Below are 21,187 nucleotides of genomic sequence, written 5' to 3'. Positions count from 1 at the left end.
ATACCCGATTATTTTAATTTGGAAGACCATAGGGTTTTAATTTAAAGGTAGAAACAAACTTGTTTGATTTCACTTCTTTCAGAAGGCTCAATTTAGAGGCTTCAAAACAAGCTTTCCAATTGTTTTTGGAATAAAAATGCAAAAAGCCAATATTATAGGCTATGAAATTAGGCAAGTCTCTCAAATGTTCCATAATCAAGATTTCTCCAGCAGGTTTGGTAACTCTGGATACTTCGCTTAAAAAAGCAATTCGTTCCTCTTGATTACGAATTTCATGCGCTGAGAATATGCAAATGACTTTATCAAACTTTTTTTCATGGAAAGGCAAGGAAACTGAATCGACAACAATTGTATCTTGTCCATTAGGATACGCTTTTCTTGCTCGTTTAATCGACACTTCTGTATGTTGCTTTGGATTAAAGAAATCAGCTTTTAGAAGATTTATTCCTGGGAATTTGTTTTCCAGTATCGCACTGGTTTCATCAAAACCAGCATTGATATTGAGAACCTTCATCCCGTTCAAATCCCCAACCTGTTTTAGCTCATAAAGATCAGAATGGTCGTACACGTAATAAGAAACAACCAAAGATAGGAGCACTTGAAGGAAGGAAATGCCCAACAGCAACAAAAGGATAAACCTTAAGCTTGTGGAAGAAAAGGCAGCTCCCAGCAACAGTACTACTGCGACAATGAAGTACAAAACATATTGATGCCAATTGAACCGTACAATATTCCAGACTCCTTGAAATTTAAGCCGCTTTACCATGAATCAAAAACTCCTTTCTTCCAGGAATATGGAACATTTCGAATCTCAAAAGCATTGGATAAATGAATATGATCGAAGGCGAAGCTATCTATAAATTCAAAATTCGCAGATAGGACCTGAATAGGGTTTGCAATCCAATTCTCTCGTACTCCCTCAATTATCAATACTTGATTGTTCTTGTTATCTATCTCAAAGGTGAAAGGAAGAGGTCCAACGAACCTCCTAGCTTCTTTCCATGAAGGAAAAACAGAGGATTCAGGCAATTGAACTTCGTTTTCGGAAAGCCTGGAGAACTTGAAATTAAACTTCGATTTCATAGACTTAATTTCCATTGTATTTCCTTCTACCTTTTGTTCTATATCAGTGGTAGTATAAGCATATCGAGTAAATAAGTTTCCCAATAGCTCCATGCTCAATTTGTTGGTTTCAGATTTGAGGATGTAGAGACCTCTTAAGTTTTTTCCTGCCGAGGTTTGATACCTAACAAAAATTCTATAACCGATCAGAAAGAAATCCTGACCAAGGAATTTGAAAAACCCTTTGGGCCGAAGGTTCTTCGTGTTGACCATAGCAATGGTTAAGAAAGCCCATTTATCTTCAAATAAATCGAGTTTGAGCGGTTTTGGCACATATTTCTCCAGCTCAGCCTTTGCAACTGCAAAAGTCAAGATTGTAGAGCTCTCAAAGAAAGCCTCTACTGCAAAAGGATGATTTCTTAAACTAAAGGGCATTACTCCTCCTCTCGACAAGAGGTTGAAGAATAAAGGCTTGATAATAGATCAATGCCGCCAAGGAAAAAGCAAAAACCATATTTAGCTTGCCCCATAGCAACAAATGGGGAGCAAATATAAACTCAATGATATTCATGCAAACAATCAACAGGATCTGAGTTATTGCACTCAAGGAACTATATTTCCTTGAAATAACCCAAATAGCCATAAACAGCTCTCCAATTCCTATTGCAAGTGTCAAAGGCCTTGAAAAAGATTCTCCTAGGATTTCAGATACAATTTGCTGATGTCTAGGCACTAAGTTTAGAATCTTACAAAAAAGACCGTTGACTAGCCAAACCAGAGAAAAGCAAGTTATTAAGAGATTGTTCCAAAGCTTTATTCGATCCATTTTTACTATTAATAAGTCCTGAATACGCAAAGGGAAATTGACCCTTGCATATCTATTAAAAATAGCAATATTTCTCCTTATTTAACTTTACTCGTATATCTATTACAGTTTTAAATACCATAATTACTGAATAATCAACCGCGATGAACCAAATCAGTTTAGGATTGTTATTTTCGAACGAAAAACATTAGGGTTATGCAAGATATATTAATCTTTGACCACATTAGCGAATACAATGCGTTCAACAAGAATCAAACCTTACACCCATTGGTAAGTGTGGTTGATTTGGATAAAGCAGACGTCCGTACTTTACGGAAAATGCGCTATGATTTTTATTTGGTATTCTTAAAGAAGGTTAAGTGTGGTGATTTACGGTATGGCTTGGAGAATTATGATTATGAGGAAGGGACCTTGATTTTTGTTTCACCCGGACAGGTAATTGGCGAAAATGGAACAGAGGCCTATAAACCGCAAGGCTATGCCTTGGCATTTCACCCTGATCTATTGAATGGTACAAGCCTAGCGAAAAGAATGAAAGACCTCCATTTCTTTTCCTATGCGGTCAATGAGGCATTACACCTTTCCGAGAAAGAAAGAAACATAATCCTCGATTGCTTTGCGAAAATTGAATATGAATTGGAGCAGAACATGGATAAACACAGTAAACAATTAATCGTTTCGAATATTGAATTATTTTTAAATTATTGTGAGCGATTCTATGATCGTCAATTTATCACAAGGGAACATGTAAATAAGGGGATTCTATTTCGATTTGAAGAACTCTTAGATAAATATTTCCATTCTGAAATGCCGAAAACCCTGGGTATCCCAAGCGTGGCATATTGTGCTGATCAATTGTATCTATCAGCAAATTATTTCGGAGATCTTATTAAAAAGGAAACAGGGAAGTCACCTCAAGAATATATTCATCAAAAGTTGATAAAAGAAGCAAAAGACTTATTGTTTGATCGAGAAAAGAGCATTAATGAGATTGCTTATGACCTTGGGTTCAAGTATCCACAACATTTCTCCAGGTTTTTCAAGAATGCCGTGGGGAACAGTCCAAATGAGTACAGGACTTTAGGAGCGAACTAATAGGAAATAAAAAAGATGCCCGATAAATCGGGCATCTTTTGTTTATGTTAATTAGCAGTTAGAGCAACTGCGTTTAATTGTCTAGGAGTACCATCTGGTCCTACGGCGATAATATTATCAAATATTACACGTGAACCTGGCGTGATTCCATTTAATGCGGACTGCATTGCTGAGCTTAGTCTTCCTCCAGAAGTAGAAAGAACGATCGCATCTGCGCGAGGCTTAGCAATGATAAGTGAGAATTTAGTCACCTTAAATGAGGCATCAAAATCAAAATTATCCAATTTTGCGAAGATGGCATTTTGAGCTTTAATTGCTACAGTTGCCATCGAGCCACCGGTTTTACCAGCAAATTGAGCAATAGGATCCGGAATTCTTTTTACACGGAATTCTGTTGTGCTCAAGGTTTGTGTTTTACCAGGGGCTACCTCTGCTGAAACAGAGATTCTTGCTGTACCAGGAGAACTAACCTTGACATTGTACTTACCGCCAGAACCACTGATGCTACCGCCACTCATACTAACCTTGATTTTATCCGTTGGAGTACCTGGTGCCGATACAGAAATTGGGTTATTCACACCAATATAAAGTACATTCATCTTATCCGGAGATACTACAGCCGATGGTCTAGCAACTTGGTAAGTTTGTTGCGGAGTACGGTATTCCTTAATTGAACCATCCGTTTGCTTCACCTTGATCACTCCTGACCAGGTAAAGATTCCTTCTTGGTTAGTAGGAACTCGGTAAACCCCTTTACCATCTACTACCTCAAGGTTATTTCCATTCACCGAAATAGAAGGTTGGGATTTAGAATCTGAAGCTGTTAAAAATACTTCTGCAGCATAAGGTTGTCCTTGTACCAAGTAAGAGGTTGGAGCAACCGCAACGGCAGCAAATTTATCCAGGTTCACGACTGCTTGGTCCATTTTGCCTAAGATTAATTTCACCATATCTGATTCCGCATTCTGGGCATCCGTTTGGATCTTTGTCAGAATGGTCATGGCAGCTGTTAAAGGCGTACCACTACCGAAGTTAATCTCTTCCCATTTACGTTTTCCATTTACGGGCTTTTGCGGGTCATTGGCTTCCAGAGAAAATGAAACAGATTTTTGCTCTTCCGGAGTTAACAAGGCTAACAACTTAGAACGAGTACTGTTAATCTTCTCTTTTAATTCAACACCTTTCTTCTGGTTGATCATTAAACTAGGTGCGATGTCTTCGTTTTCACGCATCTTCAGGTCGCCGGTTTTTTCATCATATCCGCCACCTTGTTTTACGAATTCTTCCTTAATACCGTTGATGTACTGGTTTAGGTCCTCAATGATAGCTTGAGCATTCTTAGCTTTATCGTATATGGGTTTTGCCCTTCCGGGTTCATCCTTTAACTTAGTGCTCTCAAATGCCGCAAACAATTGTTGGACGGAATTATTTACGTTGGATTTTGAAGTCTCCAAACTGTTGTTGATATTTTTAAAGGCATCCAATATTGAATCGGGTACATTTAATGCGAGCAAGGCAAGTAACACGAGATAAAGAATGTTTATCATCCGTTGCCTTGGCGTCTCTCTTCCTAATGCCATATTTCTTTTTTAAAATTTTACTTGGATGAATTACACTCGAGGTTGATTCATGGCACTCAACATATTGCCATATACGGCATTTAATGCGTTGAGGTTCTTTGCCAACTTATTTACCTCGTCTTTGAAAGCTTTGGAGTCATCCAAAGATTCATTGAAGTTTTTCATTGTAAAACTTAAATTCTCATAGAAATGGTTCATGGACTGCAAGTGAGTAGAAGAGTCGCGAAGCTCTTTTTCATACATAGTATTTAACTGACGCAAATTAGAAGTCAGGTTCTGAACTTGCTCATGGTAGCCAGTTGTATCCGTATTGGTATTTGCCATTGCCACCAAATTCGCTGATGCTTTTTCAAAGGCAACACTTAGGTTATCAAATTTTGAAGTTGCAGATCTTAATTTCTGCGTAAACTCATCTGTAGCTAGAGATACATCGCTGATTCGGTTGATAGCAGATACTTTTTCACCGAAATCACGTAATCCTCTTCCCAAGTTTTCAATGGTAGCTGGTTCGATGTTTGCATCAGCAAACATTTTATCCAATGCTGCAGTTGCAGAAGGTCCTTGCGGATTATTTACTACTTGAGCAGATCTTACTGGTAATTCACCTTGGAATTTCTCATCCAATTCAGGGTAAACCCTTGACCAATCAGGCTCCTGAGGCGGAGGATTGAAACCCATCAAGAAGAATAGAATCGCCTCCACGGTTAATCCTAATCCAATCATGTAGTTCGCCCATGAGCCTCCAAGATGGAGAATTTTAAATAACACACCGATAATTACGATACTTGCTCCCCAAGAAATGGCAACATGTAGCCATCTTGAATTGTCTTTCTTTCTACTCATAATATAAATTTTGCTTGCCCGATATTGTTGGGATTTTTATGGATTTAAAATTGATTTTGTTCGTTATAACCTTCCGTTTCATTTGAAGAGCCTTCTTCTGTCCCACCTTCTTCCGTCGTGCTTTCAGTTTCTTGATTGCTCTGCTCACTTTGTTTCAACAATTCTTCCAACTGCTGTTCGCTTTGTTGCTGTTGTTGATTTTGACGTTCCTGGTGTTGCTGCTCCATCAATTCCTTTTGTCTCTTTTGCTCTTCTTCGATTTTCAGGTCTTGTTCATGACCTTCCAGTTTCTCGGCCTTAACCCCTTTTGGTGTAGTCCAAAGTTTTTTCTTATAAGCATCTAATTTATCCTCCAGGACTTGTGAATTATCTGTTTGAAGACTATCTGTTCCGGCGAAGGTTGCTTGTTGTAACATGCCTGGCGAAGATTCTCGAACGATTTTACTAGCAAACTTCCTTTGGACGAATAAGTCGTCCATAGTCATATCATAAAGCCCTCGGTCAGGGTCAGAAATATCAACTTTAACCAGGCTATATCTTAATTGCGGGAAGTACAACCAGAACGCAGGAGTTGAGCCTACAGAGGTTGCCAATTCTGAAGAAGTTGTGATATCCATTAAAGGAGCAACCCCGATGATACGGGTTTCAAGTCGTCCTCTTTGTTTATCAAAGAAGATATCTTCTTTGATTCTGAATTTGGTTACACGTTCAGGGTTAAATTCGTTTAAGGTCATTCTGGAGTCGATCTGGTTTCCTTCATCATCGAAAATGGGAACCAATACCGAGTCAGCAAACCTAGCAATCCCCTCACTCGCGGAAAGCTTTCCTTTAAAAGAATCATCTTCAGGATTGTAAGGAGTAAGTTTTCCGGTTTCAATTCCCTTCATGATTACTTCCATCAAGGAATTTCCCGGGACTGCATAAATGAAGTTACGTTCATCTTTCAAATCGATATCACGCCATACACGCTTGTAGAACCTGATATTTTTAAGATTTACCTCTGGATAGGCAAATGGAACGGCGTCTTCTAAGTTATTGACTTGATAAAATCCATCAGTGGTCGGTATAGTGTCAGACAAAACCTCTCCCGGCACTGTATCGTTCTGCACTTGGATTACTGTCTGGTTAATTACGGTGCTATCAGGTATTGTATCGATACTTTGTGCCATAATTGGAGAAATTCCAATTGCCATGGCCACTACCATCATCCAATTTTTCATTTTAATAATCTTTAATTCGTTAACAGATTGATGTTAATATTTTCGAGTTTTACTTTGTACTGTTGGCAACTCAAATGCCGACATGACACATCTAAAACCTATATATGAATGGGGTTCATAATCCACTGAATAGTTTCTGGTTTCGCTGTTTAATTGCTCACCATTATCTTTCCATGATCCACCACGTACTACTTTTCTTTTCAATGCATCTGCATCTTTCTCATCAGCATCATACAATAACACTGGGTTAAGGTCATTTACAAATGCAATTGCTGAAGGTGAATAAGCATCTAAAGTCCATTCTGAAACATTTCCCGCCATATTGTACACTCCAAATTTATTCGGGGTATATGATTTAACTGGAAGGGTAAATGTTGCACCATCGCGAGCATAAGTACCTTCACCTTGTTTATAGTTTACTGCAAGCTTTTCTTTACCCTCATTACCTTCAATGGTCAATTTTGTTCCTGCTATGGTATCTCTTGGGTCGATTTTACCCTCAGCAGCATATTGCCATTGCGCTTCGGTTGGAAGGCTGAAAGTCAGTTGGTAACCACTTAGGTAGGAGTTCTTCATTAGGTTTGCCATCATCTCTTTACCTCTCCAATCAGAATAGGCACGAGCTTGACGCCATGACACGCCAACGACAGGGTAGAAGTCAAAAGATTGATGAGTAAAATAGTTCGCATCTAGGGAAGTTAACTGAGCATTCGGGAAGTCCCTTGACCAGATATCTTCGGCAGGAACTACCGATACAGTATCCGTTACATATTCCTTTTTCAAATTCCCTTTCGTTTTCAGGTATGAAAATCTGTATTTGATTACTTCAGGGTTTAAAGCGCGTGTTGAGCCTTTCATTTCCAACATAGGAGCAATCTGTTCTGCTATTGAAGGGTCAGAACTCATCCAGATCGGAGATACACTTTTTACTTTTTTCCAGTCTATCCTTTTTCCTTCGCCATCTTCACTTGCGATATCCAGGAAATACTGATCATCTTGTAAATAGTCAGTTACGGCAATGGAATCTGCCACCCAATTCACGAATTGGCGATATTGTTTGTTGGTCACTTCAGTTTCGTCAATAAAGAATGCACTTAAGCTGACGTTTTTCCCAACATTTCCACTGTCCAGGGAACCCTTAAATAAGATAGTTCCTGAAGGTATATAAACCATGCCCGGAGGAGCTGGTAATTTTCCGCCCCTAAATGCAGATACCTTAGGTGCTTTGTAAAAATTATTTGAAGAGTTACAACCTGCTATTGCTAATACAAGCAATAAACAAGCGGTAGTATATATTCGATTGAGGAATACTCTTTTCATACTTTCCATTGTTTTATATTATTGTCCAGTTTTGTTAATGATTGAATAGGATATTACCTTTGAAACAAAGCATATTTTACTCCTAGGGAGATATAGCTATAGTGGTCATTTTTCTTATTGATGACACCGTCAAGATTATCTTTTGTCGTTAGTGTATGTTGATAATTTAAGTTGATAGCCCATTGCGGACCATAGAGTCCACGTCCAATTGGAAAATCTACACCTACATTCAATGGCACTACAAAGTGGAGTCCATCCAGGTCTTCTGAGAGTTCACCCCCTTGATTGATTACAGCGTCATGATAATTTGCAGCAATATTATTGGTGATATTGTTTTTGATCATCCCGGCACCTGCACCGATATAGATATTGGCAAGAATTTTATGTAAAGGATCAGCTTGAAGATTAAAATAGCTGTAATTATCAGGTAGGTTCATAAATTGACCAATACGGACTTTTGCATTTGCATTAAAAGCATAATAATCATTTTTAAAAGTACTGGCATAACCATTACCACTTAATGCACCTTTTTCAGCATGAATACCAGCCGAGATAAACGGAGTAATTAAACCATCCACATCAATATGACCTGCTAAATTGGTTTCGACATTGGCCAAATCGGTCAAGTTAATGGTAGGTCCTGCACCTATTCCTACGCTAAGCGGACGCGAAAATTGTGCTTGCGCTGAGTTAAAACCAAAAACTGCAAATAATAGTAAGGAAAAAATAGTTTTTTTCATGTTTAGAATACTTGTTAGCAATACAACACATTATTATTTAGACGAATTTTGGCCCCTTTTATTATAACTTCTACAAAATTGAGGGCACAAAATTATCAAGTCGAAAAATTTCGACCGTATTTTTGGTCACAAGAATCTTACCAAAAGATGACTTAGCTGGATTTATTAGGAGGTTTGGATCGAAATTCCCTAAACAGAATTGTAGGCAAAAATGTACTCAATGGCTAATAACATAACATTTCACCCGAAAAACAAGAGAAAAATTTACTATAAAAAATAATTTTTAAATTTTTGTTAAGAAGTGCTTTTGGACACGAATAATATGTAGTAATGAATAATATGTTCAAACACATACATAATAATTTTATGTTAATCGATAAAACTCTACTTGCGGATGTATATTTTCTACCTTTGCTACATGATTTGAAATATCAGGGAAAATATCAGTAAAAGATTGAGGATACATTTACCTATTTTCCCTTTTTTGACCATTCAATTCATTGAATAAGAGAAATAAAAGATAGTATTATTGCTTCTTTTGAAAAATTAGTTCATTCATGGAGTTCTCATTTTTGAATTTTTCATCGACAGATACTGGCTTCAATTTAAACTGTGTAGGCGAAATAATCTGTACATTTCCCTTCAATATTCCATTACCCTTAAAGAAGATCTCCATAGAGCCTGAATTCGAGGATTGCCCACTATATTTCCATGACCCAAGGGTCTTAATGAGCTCTCCATCGACAGGCCTCCATTGAGCTGTTGCTCCACCTCCACCTAAATAGGTCATCGAATAAAAGTTCATGGAGCCATTCCCATTTAATTCATATACCTGGGTAACCAATTTAAAATTGCCATCTTGAGCTACCTTTGCTTCCCATTTTCCTATTAATGGTTTATATACATCTTCGGGCTTTTGCATATTCGAATACTTTCTTCCGCGGTCAAAACCAAATTGATCTTTTATACTTCCATTTGGGTTAAACACCGTAAAATCCCCATCTAATTCGCCAATCGAATAAGCTCCTTGCGCTAAAGGTTTATTATTAGCGGCCCACAATGCTTTCCCATGAAACATATAGGTTGTAGTTCCCTCTAGTTCAGAGACATTGACAGCAAAGTGTAGTTGATTATTATCAACACGATAATACTCATAAAAGAATAACAATACTGGTGTTCCCTTAAAATACTTACGGTCTTCCCAGTAATTTCCAGTTTCATCATCATTAGGAACGATATCACGCCCCAATAACTCTCTTTTTAAATAATAAACAGCTTTATTTTTATCTACTTGTCGAAGATTTTTATCGACATAGACCTTATCATCATTTTTTTGGTAATCACCAAAAGTTGCGAAACTAGTATCAAAACCTAACTTTAAATCAGGTTGAATTTGATCTTCAGGGTTGGCATTGGAATCTTTGGAACAAGATATTAATTGGAGCATCAAGAGTGGCAAAAACCAGATGGACAACCATTTTCTTTGGATTACGATTGATTTCATATTCGTGTGATTTTCTGGAATCTCTATTGATTCCAATGTGAAATTAGGTTATAATTCCCACGAACAGACTGTTTTACCTTTAGGTAATCTTATTCATTTATATAATTCAGTTAGCTGAATTTGATATTTAAGCGATGGTAAAGAAGCAAAAAAAAGCGACCATACTGCTATGGTCGCTTACAATTTTATTATAACTATTTATTTTTTGGGTACTCTTTTTACCATTGGAACTATAACATCAATTTGATAAGTTCCAGGCGCGAAAGTTCTGAAATTGAACCTTGCATTACAGGAATAAGTATTGTAAGGAAGTTCAAGGCTATCATCAAACTGCACATAAGGAGCAGGAATACGGTAATAATAATTAAATCCGTTTCCTAATGAGTTTAAAGGAAATGGAACAACGCCATAAGTAAACTCCATACGGTCATCAAATAACTGAGTTTCGATGGAATAATCCTGCATTGTTTGTAAGAAACCACCTTGAGTACCTGAATTAGGTCTTCTAGCAATTTCTCCTGCCTTAGGATTAAATGGCGTGCCATTTTTATCTACGATTCTCACGATTACCTTATTGCCTTCTTCAGAGATTCTCTTTGTCACCTGATGCTCGCTAGTGCTCGGGATTAATTTCGTAGTAGTTTCAGCACCTACCTTCATAGCGACCGTGGAACGAACCGCATCAATAACAAAGAATGGAGCTTCAACCAAATCAAATTCACCAATTCCCTTATATACACGGGTTTCTACAGCATTTCCGATTTCAAGGTCAAATTTATATTTACCAATAGGAAGATTAACGGAGGTATAGTTTGCTTCCAGTTGACCTGATACAGGATTGATATTAATTGGACGAATCATGGTGTCGATTCTTTTCGCTTCAATCATCGCAATTGTGGTGTCTATCTTCGGATCATAAAGAGCCTTCCAAACCTTATGTTTATACGTTTTAGTAAAGAGATCCGTTACATCTTTTCCGGTTTCTCTATCATAGACATTCAACATTTTAATCTTCAAGGGCTTAGTAGAACCTTCAGGATTTATGGCCGTAGAGACATAATCTCTACCTTGTGGCACTTCGATTGGCAACTCTTCATAACGAATGATATTACTCAAGTTACCATCAGGAATTTTTTTACAGGCTGAAAAGCCAAGGCCCAATAATAAGCCCAAACTATATATAATTGATCTTTTCATAACTATCTGTGATAAAATAAGGTATGTGAATTGGACAATACATGAACTGTTCCAGTGGTTGTGCGAACGTTTGAAGTTTGAACCAAAGTTCTGGTCCCCACAGGATATTCGATTTTGCTCACATCGAAATTAGGATCTAACTTCTGATATAAATACGTAAAATAAACCAATTTTGGCTTTGTCGAAGAATTTGAGTTATACCCTAATGCCTCATCATCTGTCTCCTCATAGGAAACTACAACCTCATTATTCTTCAAGTTTTTATAAATTTTACCTTGAGCATTTAAATCATCATTCACGATCGGCTGATTGACAAAATAAATATTTAATGAATCAGCAAAACGAGCCATTTCATATTTCATTATTGAGTCTACAGTCCATTTCTTAAATGGGTCGATTTTTTGAATCTCCAATGTTCTTGCAAGCACATAATTATTGATTGCATAATCTGAAGGAACAAAGAACGTTTTATTGGATTGATTTAATTTTTCCTTTAATCCGGCTTTATCTACAAGCAATAATAGGGTATCAAACATACCGTACCTATTACTTTTCAAAAAATCGTAGGTGCTCATGTTTACGTTAGGATCATGAAGATCTCCACCGATTTTATAATCGTCATTTTTGCATGAAAAGATACTCAGAGATAACACTAAACCAAGTAATCCGATTAATATATTTTGAATTTTCATAATCTTAATTGTTTTTCCACCAAGGGTTTTGGGTTAATAATTCATCTTGTGGCAATAATGCGCGCATATCTAATGGCCAATAATAACCTTGGGCATTGATACGGGATTCAGTGTAATAATCTTCAAACTCCAATTTATTTAGGAATCCCATTCTGATCACATCAAATTGAGCAGAACCTTCACCAATTAATTCTCTTCTTCTTTCCTTAAAGATTTCAGTAAATAAGTCAGAACCCGCTGAACCAAGTTTCTCCAAACCAGCACGCTCACGGATACGATTTAAATCATCCAATGCCAATTGTGTTTTACCATTTTTGAAATATGATTCCGCTCTTAAAAGATAGATATCTGCTAAACGGTAAATAACCAAGTTATTACTTACCGCATAGATATCCGTTCTTCCCGGCTCGAAATATTTAACATTATCATATTTACGAAGATAAAATTCAGTACTACCGTCACCTTTTCTAAATACAGAATCAAATCTCGCTTCCGCATCTTCAAAATAACTTTCTTTAAAATCTACATCCAAAGTCCAAGCACTACCTTTTCCTTTTCCTTTAACTACAGGGTCCGTTAGGAAGATATTGAAGAAATTTCTGTCATTTTCACCACCTGACTCAGAGTAAAGCATGTTAAGCTCGAAGATGGATTCCTTTGAACCACCAGCCCAGATATTGCGTATATCTTCTGAGGACTCTAAGGAATATCCTCCATTAATAACATCTGTACTCAGTTTTTCTGCATTCACATAATCGTGTTGCCATGCATAAACATGCGCCAGCAATGCTTGTGCAGCACCTTTGGAGGCTTTGGTTTTTGTACTATTATCCAAGTTATCAATCGCGAATTTTAGGTCTGCAATACAGAATTCCATCGTTTCTTTCTGCGAGGATCTAGCCACCGGAGGGATGTTTTGAGGATCTTTATAGCTTTCTTTGATTAATAGAACATCTCCCCATACACGTTGCATATAAAAGTTGACATACGCACGAATAAAATGTGCCTCAGCAATCAAAGCATTCTTTTCCTTGGCACCAGCAGAGAAATTCTCATCCGGAATCAAAGGTGTATTTTCAATAATTCTATTGGCTTGATTTATAATCTCATAAAATCTCGTCCAGTTCCAAAGCGCACTTTCTAAATAAGGTGCATAGTGGAAATTAAAATTACCGGATTTACTGAAAGATGTCATGTTCCAGTGATCACTACCAACTTTAAAGTTGCCGGCAGCAATATCACCGAAGATAAAATAAGAACGTTCCATTCTTAAAGCATTTCTTAGGAGGAAGTATGCTCCGTTGGTTGCCTTTGAAATGTTCTCCGCATCTTTCCAAAACACTTCATCATAAGTGCTATTTTCTGGTTCTAAATCAATATATTTCTGACATGAACTTAAGCTAGCCGCTACAAGCAGATAACAACAAGCCTTTTTTATATAACTTAATTTCATTGTGTTCTCTTTAAAAGTTAATTTCTACACCCAATGTATATTTCTTAGGCAAAGGATATGCTCCACCACTATATTCTCCTTGTGGAGTTACAAGTTCCGCATCTGGCACTCTTGCTTTTTGGATGGTCAACATATTATCTAACATTGCATAGAATCTCACATTACTTAAACCAATTCCGAAGCTTTTAATCATGTCTTGAGGTAGTAAATATCCCAAGGTGATGGTTTTAACTTTGAAGTAGCTTCCGTTTTCATTCCACATTGTACTGAATGGGAAAAACTGATAAAAGTAACCTTGATAAGGACTAATTGAAGGGAAGTTGGCTTCATAATTAGGGTCTTGTGCCTTTTCAGGAGTCCAATAATCAACCCCATCCAGATCAGGAAGTCTTCTGTTGGTAAAATTGAATACATTACCACCAAAGCCATTATATTGGTTACTTTTTAGAGTATTGATAATATCTCTTCCAATAGTGAATGTCCCTAAGATACCAACCGAAAAGTTTTTATAGTTGATCTCATTGTAAAGACCACCTGTTAACCTAGGGTTTGGATTTCCAGTTGGAACCAAGTCACCATCAGCAGCTCCTTTATCAGAATCACTCCATACATCATAATCCCCGTTTACATCTGCCCAATGAGGATATCCTGGTTTAACCGGATAGTTATTTTTAAAGTAGGTCAATAATTTACCAGTAATCGGGTTAACAGGGATTTGATCCGCTTGGTTGTAAACACCTTGGTAAAGCATCTGAGCCCATTGATAAATTGGACTACCCACACGATAGAATAAAGATTGGTTATAGCCATAAGAATCAGCATAGAACCCTTTATCACCAAATGGCAATGATCCAATTGTGTTTTTATTGAAGGTTAAGTTCAAGTTGGTATTCCATTGTACTGGACTTGTACTCGCCATATTACGCGTTGCAATGGTCACATCAAAACCTTCATTATAGATAGTCATTGGAACGTTATATGATAATTTGGTGTAGCCTGTATAGAACTGGAATGGGAAAGAAAGAATAGGATCTTTTGTAATCTTTCTATAAGCATCCATAGTTACGGTCAAACGATCATTAAATAATCTTAAATCAAAACCAAGGTTCACTTGCTCAGACTTATTCCAAGTCAAGTTTGGTAATGTCAATGGTTTTTGGAATGAAGGTGTCGCAACACTACCACCATCATATGTAGAAGTATTTAGGTCCCACACATTGAATGGAGCGTAGAAATCCTGAGGAAGAGATCCTGAAAGACCCCAGCTACCTCTGAATTTCAAGAAGTTTAACCATGAAATATCCTTAAGGAATTCTTCTTCAGAAGCAACCCAAGCAAGGGATCCCGAAGGGAAATATCCCCATTTTGTGTTTTTACCAAAACGAGAAGAAGCATCTGCTCTCCAAGAAGCGTTAAAGATATATTTGCTCTTATAATCGTAAGCAAACTGACCCATAAAGGATACTAACCCTGATTTTCTGATATTAGAATTTGCGGCTAAGTTCTTTTGTGCCACCCCTTGAACAACATGGATATCATCCGTTGGAAGGTTTTCACCATAGATATAACTTGATCTGTAATCATCATATTGGAATGATTGAATTCCAGTTAAGGTGAAGGTATGGTCGTTATTTAAAACCTTAGAGTAGTTCAAGACATTCGCCAAGTTGTAAACGAATGCATTGTTTTTATTTGCAGAAGCGAAGTTCACTCCTTGATTCAATTCACGAGGTTGGAATTGATCTCGGCTATCAAAATTCGCTTGCAAGGATGCTTCAAATGAATATTGTAATCCTGGGACGATATCAACATATGTTTTTGAGAATATATTCAAGATATCAGTTTTATTGTCATCCAATAGCTTATCGTACTGACCCATGTAGAATGCATAGTCCAAGTCTGATAGTTGTACGAAAGATGAAGGCATACTTCCTTGGTCGATAGGTACAACCTGATTGATTCCACGTCCTAAACCTCTTTTTCTATCCATGCGAGAAGTAGAGAAAGTCAGGTCTGAACGCAAGAAAGGCGCTAATTTAAAACCGAAGTTACCGCGTAATGAATATCTTTTGAATCCAGTTTGACGAACAATACCTTCTTCGTTATAATAGCCAAGGGATAAACGATAATTCACGATTTCCGATCCACCAGCAATACTACCATCCACGTTATCAATATTTCCGGATTGGTAGAATAGGCTTTGCCAGTCAGTAGCATTATTAAAACTACTGTTTAAACTGTCTGTCAAAGGTTGAGTAAGGCCTCCAAGTTGGTTATGGTTCGCATACTGGTTTAAGATATCCAGTTTTGTTCTTCTTTCAGTTGCTCCCAACAAAGTTTTTTGTAGCTCAGGTCTTTGTGTCAATCCTTTGTAGTAGGAAAGTCTGATTTGAGGTTTTCCTGAACGACCGGTTTTTGTTTTAATAATGATAACCCCATTTGCACCACGAGAACCCCAAACGGCAGTTGCAGCAGCATCTTTTTGCACCACGATACTTTCGATATCATTGATGTTGATTCCGGCAATGTAGTTTGTTCCAGTTGCTGAGGAGGTTGCTAAATCCGTTACAGACATCGGCATTCCATCGATGATGTATAACGGTGAACTCATTGTATTCGCCAAATCGATTTCAGAGTTCAAATCTGGAGACAAGGTTGAGTTACCACGTACGGTAAATGTATTTCTTGCCCCTGGCTCACCCGTAAAGCTTTGGATGTTTACTCCGGAAACACGTCCTTGAAGTAAACTCTCGAAACTCGGTGCAGCCATGTTCTCAATATCTTTTCCAGAAATAATTTGAACCGAACTGGTTGTTTTGCGAGTTGATTGCTGCTGATAACCAACAACAATGACCTCATCCACGACAGCTCCATCTTCCTGAAGACTGATGCTGACTGGGTTTAAGTTTGTAATTGAAATTTCGCTATTCTTATAGCCAATTCCTGTTGCGACTATCGTTGCTGGAAAATTTCTCAATGTAATTGAAAACTTTCCTTGTGAATCCGTCGAGGTTCTATTGCTGGTCCCTTTCTCAGTAATGGTAATACTTTGAACAGGCGCTCCATCTGCATTTACCACACTACCATTAATCACATTCGATTGTGCAAAGAGGGTAGAATGGAAAATTAAGAACCCGATAATGGTCAGTAGATTTCTCATCATAGTATAGGGGTATTATGGTTTCCGATAGTGGCAAATATATTCACAACTTTAACATATTTTAACTTTCTAATTCCCTCAAAATAGGCTATAACCTGCGATTATTGGTTTTAAGTGTCTCTCAAACGTTTGCGTAATTTTAACACAATCGATTGCACAATTTTCACATTTTAGTAAGGATTCTAGCTGTTTTGTAATGAAGTCTAAAAGAATTATCCACAATCTTTGCGATTGACGAAAATTAGGATAAAATACTTTTAATATTTTCTTAATAAATAAGTCGATAAACGAAAAAACAATTCTTTAATTCGGAATAAAAAAGAAAGCGAGCATAAAGCTCGCTTTCAAACCATCTATATAACAACTAACAAATTACTTTCCTAAGTTACGGTCGAACAGGACGTTGTGAGGTATATCCTGTTCCTCCTTTTATCCATTTAGAAGCTTCTCCAGTAAGCCACAGGTAATGGTCCGTAGGCAAATCATTTTCAATGCCCACAAACTTCATACGATCCCCATTCAACGGAGTATCCTTTTCGCGAGCACATTTGAAAATAGCCGTCCCTTCATCAATCTCATCAAACATGGCAACATATAGTGACATCGCACCAGCATTGATGGCATTGGACATTTGCTTCCAAATAAAATCTCCCTTCACCCGTGGAATAGAATGATAGATTTCAGGATCTTTCTGCAGATTTCCCCAACTAAATCCTGGAAATACCAATGGCACATAATCTACTTTATTCTGTGATGCCCATTGCATATCTTCACGCACCACATTAGGATTAAAATCATTGCTATTATAGCGCCCAACAGCCCATGGCATGATAATATCTACCTTTTTTATCAGAGCATGCAATGCTGGATCATTTTCGGTATCCCGATCCAAGGTGCGCCAATAGTAAGGGATTCCCAGCATGATCGAAACCTTCTTTTCGCCATTTTTCAACTTGTCCACAAGCTTATCAACATCCTGGATTTTATACTTTCTTTTATCATTGAATCCGACTCCCCAAATGGTCATAAGCGGTTTTCCATTATGCCATAAGTAGGTTGGATTTGCCTCTTTATCATATAACTTGTGGGTAGAGACCAATTCTTTCCAGTCTTGCTCCAATTCTGCGAAATCTTCTGGAGAGGATCCACTCAAGTCGTACATGATACTTATTGCCCGACCATATTTCTTGGCAGCCTTTAATGCGCTGGTCAATACTTTATTGAAATGCGCTTTTCCAGAAGGATTACTCGGTTTTACTTCTCCCAAGAAGCGTTGCATATGGACTCCGTCAATTCCGTAATCTTTCATCCATTTAAAATGCAAATCAACCGTTTCTTCGTCATTTGAGCTGAATAGATAGGCATCAGAACCATCGGCAAACTTGAATGGTGATTTATATTTCTTGGTATATTCGGTCATATCGGGCCAGAAGTCAACCTTGGTAATCCCGGGTTCAAACTGATTATTATCTCCCTGATAATGGTACCAGCCGCGATTTGCACCATCTTCAGGCGCATTAAACCAGCCTTGGTATCCCGCCATAACGAGTCCCTCATACTTTGGATAAACCAATCCGGAGGTATCATAACCTTCGGTAGAATCAATCGGATTAGGTGGTTCTTTATCCGGGGTTTCCTGTGTTCCAGATGTTTTTGAGCAGGCCGAGCATAGGCTAAAAAACAGGGTCAAAAAGATCAAATTAATTGTTTTATGGAATAATATCATAGCGTTTTTCATTTATGGATTAGCATTTATAAACAGTGGATTCTTAAGGAACCTTAATTACTACGACCTCTGAATAGTTAAATTTCTCAAAAGTATCGCGAACTTTAGCACCCATTCTGAAATAATAAGTATATCCTGATTTCAAAGGAATATCCTTGATGGTATAGGTCTCATTCCCAATTCCTGAGCTCATACTTCCAATCTCATCCCAATTTTTATTGATTAGGATCCTGAATTCATCTTTGTAATAGGCATCAATCCGACTTCCCGCACCACAATAGGGCGTTAAACTTAAGAATGGACGTACTTCAATAACTTGTGGAAGGCCTTGCGGAATTGGGGCTTCCAATGTACAAGAGACATCAATTTTATTCCCTTCTTTCAATGTCCATTTCGCATTTTTGATTTTAAGGTAGGGTGTAACTTTAAAGTCTTGTGTTCCGGCACCACTTAATTTATAATCAGTGACTACTTCTGCAGGCCAAAAAGCACCAGCATAGGGCTGCATGGAATAGGTCGCAGAAAACAACTTGTTATTATTAAACGACCCGTCCTGCTTGACCAATAAATCCTGTGGTGCAGGATTTTCACCATAGCTAGTTTCTAATAATCGGATAGCGAATTCTCCAGGACCTGTTAGAAAGGGGGTATCACTGGTCTTATCCAATACTTGCCCTGAAATCGTCGCATTAGGAGCTTCAAAATTATCTATATCGGCACAGGAACTCAGCCATAAGGCCGGCAGTACTGTGAATAATAGGAATATCTTTTTCATGTTCTTTCTCATTAGATTAATAAATTGGGTTTTGCGGATATAGATTAGGATTCTTATTCAGTTCTCCGCCTGGAAGTGGCTCATAATACCATTTCTTCTCAAAATTGAACGTTTTGTTCCATGGTTCTCTTTCGCGGATAAAGATGTAAGAATTTATTCTTTCACCATTAGGTTTATACTTCATTTCATCCAGAACCAAATACGGCATCAAGGAATTCGGAACAAAGTTATTAAGCTCTACATCGGCTGTTCTCCATCTTCTGATGTCCCACCAATGATGGTTTTCAAAGCAAAGTTCTCTCTCTCTTTCTTCACGGATAAATTGAAGGTTTCCATCTAATGGATATCCATACTTTGTAATATTCGATGGCGAAGCGTTATACGCATAGGCTTTTGCACCAGCACGTTCACGGATTTTAGCGATATAAGTGAAAGCCTCCGTCTTCAAGGTTTCATTGGATTTCAACAAACCTAATTCATAAGCTGCTTCGGCCTTGTTTAACATGATTTCAGCAAGGCGGATGATTTTCCAAGGTTGCGTACTGTTATACAGTTTAACCTCTTTGGTGGAAAGCTTATAATCGATATATTTTCGGATGTAAAAACCTGTACGCGTATTATTTGCGTGACCATCCTTCCACATGCCATGTTCGCCGGTAATTCCAATTTTTGTTCCTTTATAGGTGTATTGGGTATTCTTCGGTCCGGCAAGGATTCTATTCGCTTCGCTATTGATAGGAGCCGAGGTGGAGCCCATCTGAGCATCACTCGCTTTGCCTGGGTATGAAAGATATAATCCTCTCAACATATCAAAACTTCTTTTCTCCGCACCATCTCTCAAATCCATTCCTGAGAAATATACTGTTGCCCTCAGTCTTGGTTCTGCATCAGCATACAGGTCTTTACGGTCCGTATAACGAATTGGCGTTCCTGTTGCATCATTCAAAGGCAGTTCTCCAAACAACTCTACGATATTGTAAACCGGATAAGCCATAGACTCAGCATCACTTGAAAACGTTGGGTTAGGCAGCAAAGTGGCGTCATAACTATGTTTCAAGCGCGTTCCATAAGGTGCTGTAATATTATATTGCTTAATAAAGATGTCCTCAGGGCTATTATCATCGATAAATAGATCCACATAATTCATTTCTTTATCTTCTGGCTTTTTGTTGTACAAGGAATATGGACCATTCAACACAACCGTTGCGGCATCATATGCTTTTTGGAAAAACCATTCCGCTTCCTGTCTTGGAATACCCACGAAACCTTTGCTCGCAGCATCTCCTTGAAGTTGGAATAAAACCCATACTTGGCAATACTTCCAGCATAAAGCATGGCTCTTGACAATAGTGCTGCAGCTACAAATTTATTCGCCCTGCCTTTTTCAGAAGTGTTGGACATATTGTCCACGGCGAATTGAAGGTCTTCCTGGATGAATTTATATACATCCACCTCCTTGTCACGACCCACAAGTAGGGTTTCCTTTTCGGCTTGAGGATCCAGAACTTCTTTTATGATTGGAATTCCACCGTAACGCTTTACAAGAGCGAAATAAAAGAAGGCTCTTAAGAAGTGGGCTTCCCCTAGAATCTTATTGTAACCATCTTCAGTGAAGTTTTCTTTGTAATTCGGTAATCCAGCAATAAAGCCGTTGATATTTCTAATTCTGTCATAAGGCCAATAACCAAAGCCTTGAGCTCCGACTACGCCCCAGAATTGTCCTGTCATTTCTCCGGACATGGCTGCCATATTCTCGGCATTTACCCAATAGTTGTCCCATCGGAACCCTCTCTCCGGATGATAGACAAAGTCTTCCACCGGAAGATGGCTATAAATTCCGGCAACAAATTTCCTTGCGCCATCTTCATTTCCGTATAATGCTTTTTCGTCAAGTACTCCTAGGGGTTCAAGGTCCATTTTCCGACATGAACCAACTAAAACCAGTAGCAGGACAGCCAATATTTTTGATAATGTAGTTTTCATAATGTCAATTA

General features: G+C 37.9%; 17 protein-coding genes. 1 reads left to right on the top strand and 16 read right to left on the bottom strand.

The genetic code is table 11. From position 1 onward, the window contains the following. Positions 1–13 precede the first annotated feature (13 nt). The gene (locus PZ892_RS00500; RefSeq protein ID WP_277711924.1) at positions 14–766 is read right to left on the bottom strand and encodes a methyltransferase domain-containing protein; all 753 of its coding nucleotides are present in this window, start codon (positions 764–766) and stop codon (positions 14–16) included. After that, on the bottom strand, positions 760–1,497 hold the full coding sequence (locus PZ892_RS00495; protein ID WP_182497828.1) for a DUF2071 domain-containing protein: 738 nt from the start codon (positions 1,495–1,497) through the stop codon (positions 760–762). The genes PZ892_RS00500 and PZ892_RS00495 overlap by 7 nt, the downstream gene beginning before the upstream one ends. Positions 1,498–2,083: 586 nt before the next feature. Between PZ892_RS00495 and PZ892_RS00490 the strand changes: the two genes are divergently transcribed. Then, entirely contained in the window at positions 2,084–2,983 is a 900-nt protein-coding gene (locus tag PZ892_RS00490; RefSeq protein WP_094281293.1) for a response regulator transcription factor, read from the top strand. A gap of 47 nt (positions 2,984–3,030) precedes the next feature. Here PZ892_RS00490 and gldM read toward each other — a convergent pair whose 3' ends face one another. From gldM to PZ892_RS00420, 14 genes are all read right to left on the bottom strand, one after another. Beyond that, on the bottom strand, positions 3,031–4,563 hold the full coding sequence (gene gldM / locus PZ892_RS00485; RefSeq protein ID WP_094257527.1) for a gliding motility protein GldM: 1,533 nt from the start codon (positions 4,561–4,563) through the stop codon (positions 3,031–3,033). Positions 4,564–4,593: 30 nt separating this feature from the next. Beyond that, the gene (gene gldL / locus PZ892_RS00480; RefSeq protein ID WP_094257526.1) at positions 4,594–5,406 is read right to left on the bottom strand and encodes a gliding motility protein GldL; all 813 of its coding nucleotides are present in this window, start codon (positions 5,404–5,406) and stop codon (positions 4,594–4,596) included. A 44-nt stretch (positions 5,407–5,450) separates the two neighbouring features. Then, positions 5,451–6,626 carry a gliding motility protein GldN gene (gene gldN, locus PZ892_RS00475; protein ID WP_277711921.1) on the bottom strand — a complete coding sequence of 392 codons (1,176 nt, stop codon included), beginning with the start codon at positions 6,624–6,626 and terminating at the stop codon, positions 5,451–5,453. 33 nt (positions 6,627–6,659) lie between these two features. Beyond that, complete coding sequence (locus PZ892_RS00470; protein ID WP_169715201.1) at positions 6,660–7,946, bottom strand: SUMF1/EgtB/PvdO family nonheme iron enzyme; 1,287 nt, start codon at positions 7,944–7,946, stop codon at positions 6,660–6,662. A 53-nt stretch (positions 7,947–7,999) separates the two neighbouring features. Next, positions 8,000–8,686, bottom strand: a complete 687-nt coding sequence (locus PZ892_RS00465; protein ID WP_277711919.1) for an outer membrane beta-barrel protein — start codon at positions 8,684–8,686, stop codon at positions 8,000–8,002. A 526-nt stretch (positions 8,687–9,212) separates the two neighbouring features. Then, positions 9,213–10,190, bottom strand: coding sequence for a hypothetical protein (locus PZ892_RS00460; RefSeq protein WP_277711918.1), 978 nt, complete (start codon positions 10,188–10,190; stop codon positions 9,213–9,215). Positions 10,191–10,388: 198 nt separating this feature from the next. Beyond that, entirely contained in the window at positions 10,389–11,387 is a 999-nt protein-coding gene (locus tag PZ892_RS00455; protein ID WP_277711917.1) for a DUF5007 domain-containing protein, read from the bottom strand. 2 nt (positions 11,388–11,389) lie between these two features. Continuing rightward, on the bottom strand, positions 11,390–12,079 hold the full coding sequence (locus PZ892_RS00450; RefSeq protein ID WP_277711916.1) for a fasciclin domain-containing protein: 690 nt from the start codon (positions 12,077–12,079) through the stop codon (positions 11,390–11,392). Positions 12,080–12,083: 4 nt separating this feature from the next. Continuing rightward, the gene (locus PZ892_RS00445; RefSeq protein ID WP_277711915.1) at positions 12,084–13,532 is read right to left on the bottom strand and encodes a RagB/SusD family nutrient uptake outer membrane protein; all 1,449 of its coding nucleotides are present in this window, start codon (positions 13,530–13,532) and stop codon (positions 12,084–12,086) included. A gap of 10 nt (positions 13,533–13,542) precedes the next feature. Continuing rightward, a complete protein-coding gene (locus PZ892_RS00440; protein ID WP_277711913.1) occupies positions 13,543–16,695 on the bottom strand; it encodes a SusC/RagA family TonB-linked outer membrane protein in 3,153 nt (1,050 codons plus the stop codon). A 382-nt stretch (positions 16,696–17,077) separates the two neighbouring features. Beyond that, complete coding sequence (locus tag PZ892_RS00435; protein WP_277711912.1) at positions 17,078–18,430, bottom strand: glycoside hydrolase family 71/99-like protein; 1,353 nt, start codon at positions 18,428–18,430, stop codon at positions 17,078–17,080. 31 nt (positions 18,431–18,461) lie between these two features. Beyond that, entirely contained in the window at positions 18,462–19,193 is a 732-nt protein-coding gene (locus PZ892_RS00430) for a DUF3823 domain-containing protein (RefSeq protein ID WP_179221498.1), read from the bottom strand. Positions 19,194–19,209: 16 nt separating this feature from the next. Beyond that, positions 19,210–20,454: a RagB/SusD family nutrient uptake outer membrane protein gene (locus tag PZ892_RS00425; RefSeq protein WP_277711911.1), complete on the bottom strand. Its 1,245-nt coding sequence runs from the start codon at positions 20,452–20,454 to the stop codon at positions 19,210–19,212. Continuing rightward, positions 20,385–21,176, bottom strand: coding sequence for a RagB/SusD family nutrient uptake outer membrane protein (locus PZ892_RS00420; protein ID WP_277711910.1), 792 nt, complete (start codon positions 21,174–21,176; stop codon positions 20,385–20,387). Before PZ892_RS00420 ends, PZ892_RS00425 begins: the two co-directional genes overlap by 70 nt. Positions 21,177–21,187: the final 11 nt, after the last annotated feature.

Source organism: Sphingobacterium sp. WM (assembly GCF_029542465.1).
Taxonomy (GTDB): domain Bacteria; phylum Bacteroidota; class Bacteroidia; order Sphingobacteriales; family Sphingobacteriaceae; genus Sphingobacterium; species Sphingobacterium cellulitidis.
This window is presented reverse-complemented; position numbering and strand designations above follow the sequence as displayed.

Bases quoted from the DNA above. Each gene is read 5' to 3' on its own strand.
- PZ892_RS00430 (WP_179221498.1), bottom strand. From the start codon at position 19,193: ATGAAAAAGATATTCCTATTATTCACAGTACTGCCGGCCTTATGGCTG.
- PZ892_RS00460 (WP_277711918.1), bottom strand. From the start codon at position 10,190: ATGAAATCAATCGTAATCCAAAGAAAATGGTTGTCCATCTGGTTTTTG.
- gldL (WP_094257526.1), bottom strand. From the start codon at position 5,406: ATGAGTAGAAAGAAAGACAATTCAAGATGGCTACATGTTGCCATTTCT.
- PZ892_RS00490 (WP_094281293.1), top strand. From the start codon at position 2,084: ATGCAAGATATATTAATCTTTGACCACATTAGCGAATACAATGCGTTC.
- PZ892_RS00440 (WP_277711913.1), bottom strand. From the start codon at position 16,695: ATGATGAGAAATCTACTGACCATTATCGGGTTCTTAATTTTCCATTCT.
- PZ892_RS00495 (WP_182497828.1), bottom strand. From the start codon at position 1,497: ATGCCCTTTAGTTTAAGAAATCATCCTTTTGCAGTAGAGGCTTTCTTT.
- PZ892_RS00450 (WP_277711916.1), bottom strand. From the start codon at position 12,079: ATGAAAATTCAAAATATATTAATCGGATTACTTGGTTTAGTGTTATCT.
- PZ892_RS00420 (WP_277711910.1), bottom strand. From the start codon at position 21,176: ATGAAAACTACATTATCAAAAATATTGGCTGTCCTGCTACTGGTTTTA.
- PZ892_RS00435 (WP_277711912.1), bottom strand. From the start codon at position 18,430: ATGAAAAACGCTATGATATTATTCCATAAAACAATTAATTTGATCTTT.
- gldN (WP_277711921.1), bottom strand. From the start codon at position 6,626: ATGAAAAATTGGATGATGGTAGTGGCCATGGCAATTGGAATTTCTCCA.
- PZ892_RS00455 (WP_277711917.1), bottom strand. From the start codon at position 11,387: ATGAAAAGATCAATTATATATAGTTTGGGCTTATTATTGGGCCTTGGC.
- gldM (WP_094257527.1), bottom strand. From the start codon at position 4,563: ATGGCATTAGGAAGAGAGACGCCAAGGCAACGGATGATAAACATTCTT.
- PZ892_RS00445 (WP_277711915.1), bottom strand. From the start codon at position 13,532: ATGAAATTAAGTTATATAAAAAAGGCTTGTTGTTATCTGCTTGTAGCG.
- PZ892_RS00470 (WP_169715201.1), bottom strand. From the start codon at position 7,946: ATGAAAAGAGTATTCCTCAATCGAATATATACTACCGCTTGTTTATTG.
- PZ892_RS00500 (WP_277711924.1), bottom strand. From the start codon at position 766: ATGGTAAAGCGGCTTAAATTTCAAGGAGTCTGGAATATTGTACGGTTC.
- PZ892_RS00465 (WP_277711919.1), bottom strand. From the start codon at position 8,686: ATGAAAAAAACTATTTTTTCCTTACTATTATTTGCAGTTTTTGGTTTT.